This window comes from Pseudomonas sp. Irchel s3b2, from assembly GCF_900187445.1.
GTDB lineage: Bacteria > Pseudomonadota > Gammaproteobacteria > Pseudomonadales > Pseudomonadaceae > Aquipseudomonas.
This window is the reverse complement of the sequence record NZ_FYEB01000001.1, coordinates 558,155-572,196: the sequence shown is the minus strand read 5'-3', so window position 1 is coordinate 572,196 and position 14,042 is coordinate 558,155. Positions and strand designations below refer to the sequence as shown.

9 protein-coding genes are annotated in these 14,042 nt (G+C 58.4%); 3 read left to right on the top strand and 6 right to left on the bottom strand.

Going from position 1 to position 14,042, the window contains the following annotated elements; genetic code table 11:
* Positions 1 to 4: 4 nt before the first annotated feature.
* From CKW20_RS02720 to aceK, 3 genes are all read right to left on the bottom strand, one after another.
* Positions 5 to 1,126: a beta-ketoacyl-ACP synthase III gene (locus CKW20_RS02720; RefSeq protein WP_095051547.1), complete on the bottom strand. Its 1,122-nt coding sequence runs from the start codon at positions 1,124 to 1,126 to the stop codon at positions 5 to 7.
* Between the two features lie 314 nt (positions 1,127 to 1,440).
* A complete protein-coding gene (gene hrpA / locus CKW20_RS02715; RefSeq protein WP_095051546.1) occupies positions 1,441 to 5,352 on the bottom strand; it encodes an ATP-dependent RNA helicase HrpA in 3,912 nt (1,303 codons plus the stop codon).
* A 193-nt stretch (positions 5,353 to 5,545) separates the two neighbouring features.
* A complete protein-coding gene (gene aceK, locus CKW20_RS02710) occupies positions 5,546 to 7,267 on the bottom strand; it encodes a bifunctional isocitrate dehydrogenase kinase/phosphatase (protein ID WP_095051545.1) in 1,722 nt (573 codons plus the stop codon).
* A 128-nt stretch (positions 7,268 to 7,395) separates the two neighbouring features.
* Between aceK and CKW20_RS02705 the strand changes: the two genes are divergently transcribed.
* Positions 7,396 to 8,304 (top strand): DMT family transporter, encoded by a 909-nt coding sequence (locus CKW20_RS02705; protein ID WP_095051544.1) that lies wholly within the window; start codon positions 7,396 to 7,398, stop codon positions 8,302 to 8,304.
* A gap of 36 nt (positions 8,305 to 8,340) precedes the next feature.
* Here the strand turns inward: CKW20_RS02705 and CKW20_RS02700 are convergent, their stop codons facing one another.
* Positions 8,341 to 9,204: a DMT family transporter gene (locus CKW20_RS02700; RefSeq protein WP_095051543.1), complete on the bottom strand. Its 864-nt coding sequence runs from the start codon at positions 9,202 to 9,204 to the stop codon at positions 8,341 to 8,343.
* Positions 9,205 to 10,024: 820 nt separating this feature from the next.
* On the opposite strand from CKW20_RS02700, the gene CKW20_RS30090 reads away from it, so the two are divergent.
* Positions 10,025 to 10,207, top strand: coding sequence for a hypothetical protein (locus CKW20_RS30090; protein WP_371857391.1), 183 nt, complete (start codon positions 10,025 to 10,027; stop codon positions 10,205 to 10,207).
* 254 nt (positions 10,208 to 10,461) lie between these two features.
* Here the strand turns inward: CKW20_RS30090 and CKW20_RS02685 are convergent, their stop codons facing one another.
* Both CKW20_RS02685 and cysK read right to left on the bottom strand, forming a co-directional pair.
* Positions 10,462 to 11,397: an aspartyl/asparaginyl beta-hydroxylase domain-containing protein gene (locus CKW20_RS02685; protein ID WP_095051541.1), complete on the bottom strand. Its 936-nt coding sequence runs from the start codon at positions 11,395 to 11,397 to the stop codon at positions 10,462 to 10,464.
* Positions 11,398 to 11,737: 340 nt separating this feature from the next.
* Complete coding sequence (gene cysK, locus CKW20_RS02680) at positions 11,738 to 12,712, bottom strand: cysteine synthase A (protein ID WP_095052245.1); 975 nt, start codon at positions 12,710 to 12,712, stop codon at positions 11,738 to 11,740.
* Between the two features lie 126 nt (positions 12,713 to 12,838).
* On the opposite strand from cysK, the gene CKW20_RS02675 reads away from it, so the two are divergent.
* Positions 12,839 to 13,912, top strand: coding sequence for a DUF748 domain-containing protein (locus CKW20_RS02675; RefSeq protein WP_095051540.1), 1,074 nt, complete (start codon positions 12,839 to 12,841; stop codon positions 13,910 to 13,912).
* The last annotated feature ends 130 nt before the right edge of the window (positions 13,913 to 14,042 follow it).

Here is a 14,042-nt window from a genome sequence, read left to right as displayed (position 1 = left end):
AGCTTCAGCGCTTGCGCAGAATCACGCTGCCAATCGAATACCCGGCGCCGAACGAGCTGAGTACAGCCAGCGAACCGCTGACCAGATCGTCCTGATTTTTGTGAAACGCAATCACCGAACCGGCGGAACTGGTGTTGGCGTAGGTGTCGAGAATCACCGGGGCTTCGACATCGGTGGCTTCGCGGCCCAGCAGCTTCTTGACGATCAAGTGGTTCATGCTGAGATTGGCCTGGTGCAGCCAGAAGCGCTTCACGTCGCTGACGTTGAGCTGGTTTTCTTCGAGGTGCGTGGCAATCAGCTCGGCAACCATCGGGCAGACATCGCGGAACACCTTGCGGCCTTCCTGGACGAACAGTTTGTCGGGAGCACCGATGCCCTCTTCCGCGGCACGGTTGAGGAAGCCGAAGTTGTTGCGGATGTTGTTGGAGAACTTGGTCAGCAGTTTGGTGCTGACCACGTCGAACTGGTATTCGGACGTCGCGAGATCCGCACGTTCGATGATCACCGCGGTAGCGGCGTCGCCGAAGATGAAGTGGCTGTCGCGGTCTCGGAAATTCAGGTGACCGGTGCAGACTTCCGGGTTGACCATCAGGATCGCCCGGGCCTGGCCCAGTTGCACGCTGTTGGCGGCGGCCTGGATACCGAAGGTCGCAGAGGAACAGGCAACGTTCATGTCGAAACCGAAACCCTGGATGCCCAGCGCTTCCTGAACTTCGATGGCGATGGCCGGGTAGGCGCGTTGCAGGTTGGAGCAGGCGACGATTACACCGTCGATATCAGCGGCAGTCTTGCCGGCACGCTGCAAGGCTTGTTCGGCCGCACCGATGGCCATCTGGCAAAGCACCGACCATTCGTCATTGGAGCGCTCGGGCAAGCGTGGTGCCATGCGCTGCGGGTCGAGAATGCCGTCCTTGTCCATGACAAAGCGGCTTTTGATGCCAGACGCTTTTTCGATGAACGCCGCGTTGGATTCGGTCAATGCCTGGACTTCGCCGCCAGCGATGGCTTCGGCGTTGTCGGCGTTGAACAGCGCGACGTAAGCGTTGAAAGACTGCACCAGCTCTTCATTGGAAATGCTGTTGGCCGGGGTGTACAGGCCGGTGCCGCTGATGACGACGTTATGCATGGTCGTTTCTCTAATCCGTTCAGGCAGAAAGCGCTGGCACCGACGTACCAACACACAAAGGGTCTATTCCAGGTCCGGACGCAAACCTGGCATCGCTTTATTCCGATCCGCCCGGCCCGTAAAGGCTCAAAACCGCGGGGCTGGCGTTTATAGGCGCGAAGTTTGCCATAAACGCTGGCATTTGGCGCCTTTTGCAAGAGCAAACGCCTGCCGCAGATGCAACGGATTACCTGTAGGAGCCAGGCTTGCCGGCGAAGGCGTCCTCATGAACGCATTCGCCGGCAAGCCTGGCTCCTACGAAAAGCGGTTCACGGTTATGGCTCGACCTGGCTCCACTGCTTGTTCAGGCGCTTGTCGGAGATCGGCACCTTGGTCCCAAATTGCTGCGCGAACAGCGAGACCCGGTATTCCTCCAGCCACCAGCGATAGAGTTCCAGCTGCGGATCGCGCTTGCCTTCCTGGGCGTGTTTGTTGGCGCGGGTCTGGTACTGAGCCCAGAGGCCGGACAACTCGCCGCTCCAGACCCGGTCTTTCTGCACCTGAGCGCCGAGTTTTTCGAAACGTTGCTCGACGGCCTTGAGGTAACGCGGCAGTTCCTTGAGCCACGCCATCGGCGTTTCACGCACGAACCCCGGATACACCAAGTGGCTGAGTTGCTGCTTGATGTCGTTCAAGGCCACGGCTTGCGCCAGGTCGATCTTGCCCTTGAAGCGTTTTTGCAGGCCGTGCCAGTGCTTGAGAATCTCCAGGGTCAGCCTGGCCAACCGTTCGGCGTGCTCAGTCCAGCCGCCGCGTTTGCGCTCGGCCAGCGATGCCAGCCCGGCGCCATCGCGCGGCAACGGGTCTTCGCCATCGAGAATGCAACTGTCGAGACTGGCCAGCAGAATGTCTTCCACCAGACTGTCGATGCGCCCCAGTTCGCGGTACATCAGGCCCAACTCGGTCAGCCCCGGCAACTTGCCGCGCAGGAACTTTGCCGGTTCCGCCAGTTGCTGCATCAGCAAGCGCTGCAAGGCTCGGCGATGCTGGAACTCGGCTTCGGCCGGGGTCGAGAATCGACCTTCCTTGACTGTGCCGCCCTCTTCTACCAGCGCCGGATACACCGTCATCGATAGCCCGGCGATTTTCTGCTGGGTTTTCTCGGCCACGGCGGCAAAGACCTTCGCTTCCACCGGCTGTTGACTCTTCGCAGTCTGCGGCACCGCCAACGCAGCCTGGCTGGCCTCGGCAAAGCGTGCGGTCAGCTCGGCCAGGTCACGGCCTTCGCCGAGGAACTTGCCCTGACCGTCGACGATTTCCAGGTTCATCCGCAAATGGCTTTCGACCTGCTGCGAGGCTTCGGCCCAGGCTTCATCGCTGACCCGCGCGCCGGTCATGCGCAGCAACTCGCGGCCCAGCGTCTGAGGCAATGAGCCCTCGGCAAACGTGATGCGCTGCAACGCGGCTTTGACGAAGTCCGGCACCGGCACGAAATTCTTACGCAGGGCCTTGGGCAGGTTGCGCACCAACGCAATGCACTTGGCCTCGATCACCCCCGGCACCAGCCATTCCAGACGTTCCGGCGGCAGCATCGGCAACAACGGCGCCGGCACGCGCAAGGTCACGCCATCGCGCGGATGATTGGGCTCGAAGTGATAACTCAGCGCCAGTTCCAGATCACCGATGTGCAGGGTGTCCGGGTAATGCGCGGCGGTGACTTCACTGGCTTCGCGGGCCAGCACGTCTTCTTCGCGCATGATCAGCAGCTGTGGGTCTTTCTGACTGTTGATCCGGTACCAGCTGTCGAAAGTCGCGGTCTGGTGAATCTCTGCTGGCAGTCGCGCATCGTAGAAGGCGAACAAGGTTTCTTCGTCCGCCAGAATGTCCCGACGGCGCGCCTTGGCTTCCAGTTCGTCGAGCTGTTCCAGCAATTGTTGGTTGGCTGTCAGGCATTTGGCTTTGGATTGAATCTCGCCACGCACCAATCCCTCGCGGATAAACAACTCGCGAGACACCACCGGATCCACCGGCCCGTAATGCACCGGCCGGCGTCCGACCACGATCAGCCCGAACAGGGTGATTTGCTCGAAGGCCACGACCTGACCGCGCTTCTTCTCCCAATGAGGTTCGAAGTGGTTTTTCTTGATCAGGTGCCCCGCCAGCGGCTCGATCCAGTCGGCATCGATCTTGGCGACCATCCGCGCGTAGAGCTTGGTGGTTTCCACCAGTTCGGCGGTCATCAGCCATTGCGGACGTTTTTTACCAAGCCCGGATGAAGGGTGAATCCAGAAGCGCCGCTGACGGGCACCGAGGTAATCGCCGTCTTCGGTTTTCTGGCCGATCTGGCTGAGCAATCCAGAGAGCACGGCCTTGTGCAGTTTCGGGTAATCCGCCGGCTCTTTATTGAGGCTCAACTGCATGTCGCGGCAGATCAGGCTCAACTGACGATGGGAGTCGCGCCATTCGCGCAGGCGCAGGTAATTGAGGAAGTTCTTGCGGCACCAGTTGCGCAGCGGACTGGCCGTCAGCGCTTGGCGCTGTTCTTCGAAGCCACGCCACAGATTAACCAGCCCGGCGAAGTCCGAATCCACATCTTTCCACTGGGCGTGGGCCTGATCCGCCGCTTGCTGACGTTCCGGCGGACGCTCGCGCGGGTCCTGAATCGACATGGCACTGGCGACGATCAGCACTTCCTGCAAGCTGCCAAGTTTCGCCGCTTCCAGCAGCATGCGGCCCATGCGCGGGTCCACCGGCAGTCGCGCCAATTGGCGACCGAGCGGGGTCAGTTGGCTGTTGCGATCCACCGCCGAGAGTTCTTGCAGCAGGTTGAAACCGTCGCTGATGGCTTTGCCATCCGGCGGCTCGATAAACGGGAAATCGGTGATCTCGCCGAGGCGCAGATGGAGCATCTGCAGAATGACTGCTGCGAGGTTGGTACGGAGGATTTCCGGGTCGGTAAATTCCGGGCGACCGATGAAATCTTCTTCGCTGTAGAGGCGGATGCAAATGCCCGGCTCGACCCGCCCGCAACGGCCTTTACGCTGATTGGCACTGGCCTGGGAAATCGCTTCGATGGGCAGGCGCTGAACCTTGGCGCGGTAGCTGTAACGGCTGATGCGCGCGGTGCCGCTGTCGATCACGTAACGAATGCCCGGCACCGTCAGAGAGGTTTCCGCGACGTTGGTCGCCAGCACGACGCGACGCCCAGGGTGCGACTGGAAAATCCGCTGCTGCTCGGCCGGCGACAGCCGCGCGTACAACGGCAGAATCTCGGTGTGTTTGAGCTGGGCCTTGCGCAGCATGTCGGCGGCGTCGCGAATCTCCCGCTCGCCGGGCAGGAACACCAGCACGTCGCCGGGGCTCTTGCGCTCACTGCGTTCGAACGCGGCAATTTCATCGAGGGTAGCGAGGATCGCCTGATCCACGGTCAAATCATCCTCGACTCGGTTGCCCTCCTCGTCCTGCTCCAGGGTCAGCGGGCGATACCAGGTTTCTACCGGGAAGGTGCGACCGGAGACTTCGACGATTGGTGCATCATCGAAGTGCTTGGAAAAACGCTCCAGATCGATGGTGGCCGACGTGATGATGACTTTCAGGTCCGGACGACGCGGCAGCAGGGTTTTCAGGTAACCGAGCAGGAAGTCGATGTTCAGGCTGCGTTCGTGGGCTTCGTCGACGATGATCGTGTCGTAGCGCTCGAGGTAGCGGTCGTTCTGGGTTTCCGCCAGCAGGATGCCGTCGGTCATCAGTTTGATCAGGGTGTTGGAATCGCTCTGATCCTCGAACCGCACCTGATAGCCGACCAACGCGCCCAATGGCGTCGCCAACTCTTCCGCGACCCGGCTCGCTACGCTGCGGGCGGCGATTCGACGGGGCTGGGTGTGGCCGATCAGGCCGTGCTGGCCGCGGCCGATTTCCAGGCAGATCTTCGGCAGCTGGGTGGTTTTACCCGACCCGGTTTCGCCGGCAATAATCAGCACCTGATGCTTGAGCAGCGCCGCTTTGATTTCGTCGCGCTTGGCGGCAATCGGCAGGCTGTCGTCATAACGAATCACCGGCAGGCTGGCGCGCCGCGCCAACACCTGATCGCAGGACGCCTGTGTGCGCGTCACCCACTGGGCCAGTTTGGCCTCGTCAGGTTTCTTGCGCAGCTCAAGCAACTGCCGCCGCAGCCGGTGGCGATCGGCGAGCATGGCGTGATCGAGGTTTTTCAGCAGTTTGTCGATGGAAGGCGATTCGTCAGTCATCAGGTACGCAAAGGTCGTCTAGTGGCGCAGGGGGCCGATTGTCGCAGATTTGGGCCCCCAAGTGATCGTTCCCACGCTCTGCGTGGGAATGCAGCAAGGGACGCTCTGCGTCCCAAGAGCGGACGCGGAGCGTCCGGGGAGGCATTCCTTTGCTGCGCATGGGAACGATCAGTGTCAGGTGTGGCGGTGTGGGCTACTCGTTGTCGAGGCCCTTGCGCCGATACGGGAACACATCAATCACCTTCCCTGCCCGAATTGCCTCTTGCAAGCCCTTCCAGTAATCGGCGTTGTACAACTCGCCATGCAATTGATCGAACAACCGCCGCTGCCCGGCATCGGCAAACAGAAACGGTGGAAACTCCTCGGGGAACACATCCAGTGGCCCGATCGAGTACCACGGTTCAGAGGCCATTTCGTCTTCCGGCGTACGCGGTTGCGGGATGTGGCGGAAGTTGGCTTCGGTCAGGAAGCAGATCTCGTCGTAGTCATAAAACACCACACGACCGTGACGGGTGACGCCGAAGTTTTTCAACAACATGTCGCCGGGGAAAATGTTCGCCGCCGCCAGTTGCTTGATCGCCAGACCGTAATCCTCCAGCGCCTCGCGGACCTGCGCTTCGTTGGCGTGTTCCAGATAGAGGTTCAACGGCGTCATCCGGCGTTCGGTCCAGCAGTGGCGGATCAGCACCGTATCGTCCTCCACCGACACCGTGGACGCGGCCACTTCGAGCAATTCTTCCAGGCATGCCGGCTCGAACTTGCTCAACGGGAAACGGAAGTCGGCGAACTCTTGGGTATCGGCCATGCGCCCGACCCGGTCGACGCTTTTCACTAGGCGATACTTTTCGATCACCGTGGCGCGATCGACGTTTTTCGACGGTGAGAAGCGGTCCTTGATGATTTTGAAAACGGTGTTGAAGCCCGGCAGGGTAAACACGCTCATGACCATGCCGCGCACGCCGGGGGCCATGATGAACTGATCGTCCGTGTTGGCCAGATGATTGATCAGCGCCCGATAGAACTCGGACTTGCCATGCTTGTAAAAGCCAATCGAGGTGTACAGCTCGGCGATGTGCTTGCCCGGCAGGATGCGTTTGAGAAAGCCGATGAATTCCGCCGGCACCGGCACATCGACCATGAAGTACGAACGGGTGAAGGAGAAAATGATCGACACCTCCGCCTCGTCGGTGATCAGCGCATCGATCTGGATGCCCCGGCCTTCGCGGTGCAGCAGCGGAATCACCAGCGGCCATTGCTCGTCCTGGGTGTAAATGCGCCCCACCAGATAGGCGCCCTTATTGCGATAAAGCACCGAGGAAAACAGCTCGACACTCAGTTCCGGATCCTTGCAGACCCAGTCCGGCAGGTTCTCACGCAATTGCGCTTCGAGGCGACGCAAATCGCCGGAAAGGTCGGCGTAATCTTCGCTGAAGCGGTAGTCGGCAAAGATGCTCGTGAGCATGCCCGACAACTGTCCATGCGGCTTGTAGATGCGGGTTTGTGCCGCCCGGGCCCGGTGCAGACTCGGGCGCGTGGTGTGGATGAACATGCAGCCGTCGCTGATCAGGTCGTGGCTGAACAGCCCGCAGAAAATCGAGTTGTACCAGGTCTCGGAGAGTTCATCGTCGAAGCGCAGGTCGATCAGGCTGATATAAGCGCTTTTGACCAGCGGCCAGCAGCTGACATCTATCAGCACATCGGCCGCGAACGACTCATGCAAGCGCCCTACCGTTTCGCCGACCTTTTCTTCGTAAAGGTTGATTCGCGCCGCCGACGCAACTTGCGTCTCTTGCCATTGGGCCTGCTCGAAACGGGCTCGAGCGCCATCGGTGATTTGACGGAAATGCTCGCGGTAATCGTCAAAGCCATCGAGGATCATTCGGGCGATGTCGGTGGCTGGCCAATGCTGCGGCATAGTGAAACCTCGGCGGCTGTTCTTATCGTTGGAGCCTGAGCTTAGTGGCCCTGTGTGACGCAACGCAACCATTGCCTTGTGCCCCGACTGGCGCGACACTTGCTCGCCAATCAAGGAAGGAAAGTGCTGTGAACCCCGTCGATATCCTGCGTATGTTGTCGCTTGCCGCCATTTGGGGTGCGAGCTTTCTGTTCATGCGCGTTATTGCCCCAGTGATTGGCACAATCCCCACTGCTTTTTTCCGCGTATCGATTGCCGCCGTCGGGCTGCTGGTGATCCTTGGGCTGATGCGCATCAGCTGGGATTTCAAAGGCAAACTCAAAACGGTGATGCTGCTCGGGCTGATCAACTCAGGGATTCCAGCGACCCTCTATTCCGTGGCCGCCCAAGTGCTGCCGGCCGGTTACTCGGCGATTTTCAATGCCACCACGCCTTTGATGGGGGTGTTGATTGGCGGGCTGTTCTTCCATGAAAAACTCACCGCCGCCAAGCTGGGCGGGGTATTTCTCGGCCTGTTCGGCGTCGGCATCCTCACCCGTGCCGGGCCGGTGGCGTTCAACATGGAACTGCTGATGGGCGCATTGGCGTGCCTGATGGCCACCACCTGCTATGGCTTTGCCGGGTTCCTCGCCCGGCGCTGGCTCGACCATGCCGGCGGCCTCGACAGTCGTCTTTCGGCCTTGGGAAGCATGCTCGGCGCGACCTTGTTTTTGCTGCCGCTGTTCGGCTACAGCGTGATCAGCCAGCCACCGGCGAGCTGGGGCGGCTGGAGTGTCTGGTTGTCGTTGATGGGGTTGGGTTTGGTATGCACGGCCTTTGCCTACATTATTTACTTCCGTTTGCTCAGCTCGATTGGCCCGGTCAAATCGATGACCGTGACCTTCATGATCCCGCCGTTCGGCGTGTTGTGGGGGGCGCTGTTGCTGGATGAGCCTTTGTCGATGGCGCATCTCTATGGTGGGGTGTTGATTGCGGTGGCGTTGTGGCTGGTGTTGAAGACGGCGGTGGTGAAACAGGTTGAGGTGGTTGCCAGATAAACAAGGCCCGGAGCTCATGCCCCGGGCCTTTCGGTTTCAACCGCTCTTACGGAACACAAACACCAGGCCGACGATGATCAGCCCCATGCCCAACAGACTTAACGCCGCCAGGCGATTGCCAAAAATCAGGTAGTCCATGACCGCCGTCACCGCTGGCACCAGGTAAAACAGGCTGGTGACATTCACCAGATTGCCTCGTGCAATCAGCCGATACAGCAGCAATGTCGCCAGCACCGACACCACCAGGCCCATCCACAACACCGGCACGATAAAACCGGTGCTCTGTTCGAAGTTAAATGGCTGGAACGGCACAAACACGCCGCACAACAACAGCCCGGCCAGATATTGCACCGGCAGTGTGCCGAGGGGATTGTCGGTGATGCGTTTCTGCATGATCGAACCGAACGTCATGCTCGCCAGCGCCAACAGACCGAAGAGCATTCCGGCCAACGACATGCCGGCCAGCCCGATGCCCTGATAGACCACCATGATCAACCCGGCCAAGCCCAATGCCAGACCGAACATCCGGCTTATTGATCGGTGCCGCTCCATGATCACTACGGTGAGAATCGGTTGAACGCCCATGATGGTTGCCATCATCCCCGGCGTGACTTTGAGGTCGAGAGCCAACAGATAGAAAATCTGATAAGCCCCCAGCAACACCACGCCCGTGGCCATCGCATACAACATCGGCTTGCCGCCCTTGGGCAGTTTCAGCTTGAGCAACGGCGCCAGTAGCACCAGCCCGCACAAGGCAATGGAGAAACGAACCAGTAGAAAGGCAAAGGGTGACGCATGGGCCAGGCCCCATTTGGAGAAGATCGCCCCGCTGCTCCACAGCAAAACGAACAGGCTCGTGGACGCCGCCGCGAGCGCGGATTTTTTCGAAAGGACAAACATGAATACCACCTGTAGTCAGGCAAAAAGCCAACTCAGCCGAAGCTGAAATTCAGTAGTTTTTTCAGGCGCTTTTTCAGACGGGCATGGGAACAGCAGAAAAAAGCTGATCAGCCCGAGAAGCTAACGCCCGGCGGTGATACGACTGCGCACACCGGCGTGCTACTGACAGGTGGAGGGTAATGACTGATCTGCGCAGGCTGCTGATCCCCGCACGGCACGACGCCAGCGTTGACCGCTGAATCGACTACCGCGTTTATGGGAGAAGCTGGCATGGGCTGATCTTTTTGATGGGTGAATGGGGGGTTCAGAAAACCACCGAGCGCCGACTATAACCAGCGCGTGACATGGATTGCAATGACTTGGACAAAGGGCCAGTAAAGACAGCCGGAGAAGCGCTGCATACTCTGGGAAAAATGGAATCGCCCGTGATGGGGGACATGGAATGCAAGAGATCAAATGCCCAGGGAACGGACTCATCTTCGGTATCAGTTGTATCGGTCAAGGGCTAGAAAGCTCGCTGGCGTTAATCTTGCCCAACTGCAACATGAACGGGAGCTGGCCGGCCCCACAGCTCTCAATTTATCCAGAGTACGTTTTGAAGCGATCAACGAACAGGCATTGAATGCTTTTGAGCTCTGGGACGATCCACATTTTTCATGGCGAGAGGTCGTTGGGTGGAAAGCGAGGGAGCCCGTTGGCTCTGGACCTCTCCATTTGGTTCGATGAAGAACTGTGCGGATTATGCTTCGCGAATCCAAATAACAGTCGGCAACGAATTCGCATCGTGCGATTGGAGGGATGTCCCAGAGGAGTGCATCCTTTGAAAAACCGTATTGCGCCATTGGCCATATTGATCATTGAACAGTACGCCCAAATCATCGGCAGCAGGTTCATCGAAGTTCAGGAGCCGCTGGAAGGTGCAATTTCTATTTACCAACAACTCGCTTTTTACTTCGATGCTGAAGGCCGACTTGTCAAAGCAGTGGAAAGCCTAGCATCGTGAAAATTGTTCAATTAATAACCAATAGCGGAGGGAAGATGCGCAAAGTGATCAAAAAGTCCCCCACAAGGAAGAGCTCGCCCACTACAGAAAACAAGCCCATTGCTGTAGAGCTGACAGCCAGTCAACGGCGCATTCTGCAGGTTGTTGCGATGGGTACCGAAACCGAAGAGCCTAGCCTGCTCGCCGGGCGGCCCTAAAACTCGCGGGCAAAAAAAACCGCTCTCAAGGAGCGGTTTTTCATCCTGTGATCGGCCTCAACCAAACAGCCAATACCCCAACAACGTCAACACCACCACCGCCAGCACCGGCCGCAGTACGCGGTAGGCCTTGGGATTGCGGCGTTTCCACTGTTTGACCATACCGCTGAATTTGTCACTTGAGCTCTTGCTCCAGGCATAGGCCTGATTGATCCCGCCAACGCGCTCATCAAGGTTCTGGGGGGCAGTGGCGCGCCCCAGCAAGCCGCTGATCCAGCGGTTGAGACGGGTCATGAGACGATTGCTCATCGGTCGTTCGATGTCACAAAAAAGGATGACGCGGGTTTGCTCGGTTTCGTTCTTGACCCAATGCACGTAGGTTTCATCGAACATCACATCTTCACCATCACGCCAGGCGTAAACCTGACCATCAACGAAGATGCGGCAATCGTCGGAGTTCGGTGTCGACAGCCCCAGGTGATAACGCAGGGAACCGGCGAACGGATCGCGATGCGGGTTGAGATGACTGCCACCGGGCAGCAGCGCAAACATGGCGCCTTTGACATTGGGAATACTACTGACCAACGCCACGGTTTTCGGGCACAAGGCTTCGGCCGATGGCAGCGGTTTGTCGTACCATTTGAGGTAAAAACGCTTCCAGCCCTTCCTGAAGAATGAACCGAAACCGGCGTCGTTGTTATTTTCGGCAGCGCGAATGTAGCCCTCGTCGAACAAGTGCATGGCTTCGTCGCGGATAACTTCCCAATTGTTCCTGAGCACATCCAGTTCGGGAAACTTGCTGCGGTCCAGGTAGGGTTTGGACGGTACGCCGGAGAACAGGTACATCAGGGCGTTATAGGGTGCAAACAAGGCTGAATGATTGACGAACTGACGCAGGACCGGCAAACGCGCCTTGCCGCGAAAGTGCACATAGAGCGTGCTGCCAAGGAATAGCAACAACACCGAAGCCTTCGCGACGAAGGAAAAGCTCATCTACAACTCCTTGATAGTAACTTTGCACAACGCCATTTACCCGACGCGGCAATCGGCCATGTTCAACACTACCGGCCTCGGAAAAACCCGCATAACTCAGTGTTAAGGATTACGCAATAAACATCTATTAGCACAAGGTTCCTGAACGGGGGCTGACCTGAATCACCTCGATCTGTAGGAGCGTGGCTTGCCCGCGAAGAACGATGGCGCGTAATACCTGAAAAACCGCGGTGCATTCTTCGCGGGCAAGCCTCGCTCCTACAGGACTTTCGTCGCTAAATTTCTTGGTTTACCGGCTTTGAGGCTTGCTCCTGTCCGGCTGCGAAGTAGCCGTAAAACGTTACTGCTGATTTTCCTGTTCGGTAAACAAATCACTGAACAGCATGCTCGACAGGTAGCGCTCGCCAGAGTCTGGCAGGATCACCACGATGGTCTTGCCCTGCATTTCCGGGGTTTCGGCCAGCCGCACAGCCACCGCCATGGCGGCGCCGCACGAGATACCGCTCAAAATCCCTTCTTCCTGCATCAGGCGCAAGGCCATCGCCTTGGACTCATCGTCGCTGACCAGCTCCACCCGATCGACCATCGACAGATCCAGGTTCTTCGGCACAAAACCAGCGCCGATGCCCTGAATTTTGTGGGGGCTCGGTTTGATCTCTTCCCCGGCAATCGTCTGGGTGATCACTGGAGACACCAGCGGCTCCACCGCCACCGAGATTATCGGCTTGCCCTGGGTATTCTTGATATACCGCGAAACCCCGGTAATGGTTCCACCTGTTCCGACGCCCGCCACCAATACGTCGACTGCGCCGTCGGTGTCGTTCCAGATTTCCGGCCCGGTGGTTTTTTCGTGGATGGCCGGGTTGGCCGGGTTTTCGAACTGCGCCGGCATGAAGTAGGTGGACGGGTCGCTGGCGAGGATTTCGCTGGCTTTCTCGATCGCACCTTTCATGCCTTTGGCCGGCTCCGTCAACACCAGTTCGGCGCCAAGGGCCTTGAGCACCTTGCGTCGTTCGATGCTCATGGATGCCGGCATGGTCAGCACCAACCGGTAACCGCGGGCGGCGGCAACAAATGCCAGGCCGATGCCGGTATTGCCAGAGGTCGGTTCGATGATCGTCATGCCAGGCTTGAGTTTGCCGCTGCTTTCGGCCTCCCAGATCATGTTCGCGCCGATCCGGCACTTGACCGAGTAACCAGGGTTACGCCCCTCGATCTTGGCCAGAATGGTCACACCGCGCGGAGCGATACGGTTGATCTGCACCAGCGGCGTATTGCCAATGGAATGGGCGTTGTCAGCAAAAATACGGCTCATGGCTGGGTCCTTGTACAGCATTGAATAAGCACTCCAAGGTATGCCTGTTACCCGTGGTCGTCCAGTCAGTCGAACGTCCGCTTACCCCAGCAGTCAATCGCTTTATACCGCCAGAGATTTGCCGCCATGAAGCGTCGATACAGTTGGCCCTTGTGGACCCTCGCCGGCCTCGTTCTGCTGCTGGTTGCCCTGCACATTGCCCTGCCCTACATGGTGCGCGATTACCTCAACGAGAGATTGGCGAACATGGGTGACTACCGCGGGCAGATTACCGACGTGGACCTGGCCCTGTGGCGCGGCGCTTACAAGATCAATGGACTGAAAATCGTCAAGGTCGACGGCAAGGTTCCGGTGCCTTTCGTCAACGCGCCATTGATAGACCTCTCCGTCAGCTGGCATTCGCTCTGGTACGACCACGCTGTGGTGGCCGAGGCGCAGTTTGAAAAACCCGAGGTGAACTTCGTTGATGGTGGTAACAGGAAAAACTCCCAGACCGGTCGGGGCACCGACTGGCGGGCACAATTAGAAAAACTGCTGCCGATTACCCTGAACGAAGTGCGAATCAACGACGGGCGGGTCACCTTTCGAAACTTCAATTCAAAACCGCCTGTGAACATGAGTGCTACTCAGGTCAATGCCAGCATTTACAACCTGACCAACGTGGTCGATACCAAAGGCAAACGCGACGCTCGTTTCGACGGCAAGGCGCTGTTGCTGGGGCATGCACCGCTGGAAACCATGGCGACCTTTGATCCGTTGAGCGACTTCCAGGACTTCGAATTTCGCCTGCGCGCCAGGAACCTTCAACTCAAACGCATGAACGACTTCGCTGCGGCTTATGGCAAGTTCGATTTCAATGCCGGCCATGGCGATCTGGTCATCGAAGCTGAAGCCAACAAAGGGCAACTCACCGGCTATATCAAGCCGCTATTGCGCGATGTCGATGTGTTCAATTGGCAACAGGACGTGGAGAACAAAGACAAAGGGATTTTTCGCTCCATCTGGGAAGCACTCGTCGGGGGTACCGAGAATGTGTTGAAGAATCAGCCGAAAAACCAGTTCGCCACTCGCGTCCAGCTCCGAGGCAGCGTGCATCAGAAAGATATCAGCGCATTCGAGGCTTTTTTGCAGATTTTACGTAATGGATTCATCCAGGCGTTCAATGCCCAGTACGAACGGCCCAAGCCGGATACGGACTGAGTCAAGATGTGACGCCCCATTCAGAGACTGAATAAGCCGTCTGCGTTCACAGTCGACCGGGCAGCGCGTTATAGTCGGGTACTACAATTATTGCGCCCCGCCCTGCCTCGTTCAGGTCGGCGTTACCGTT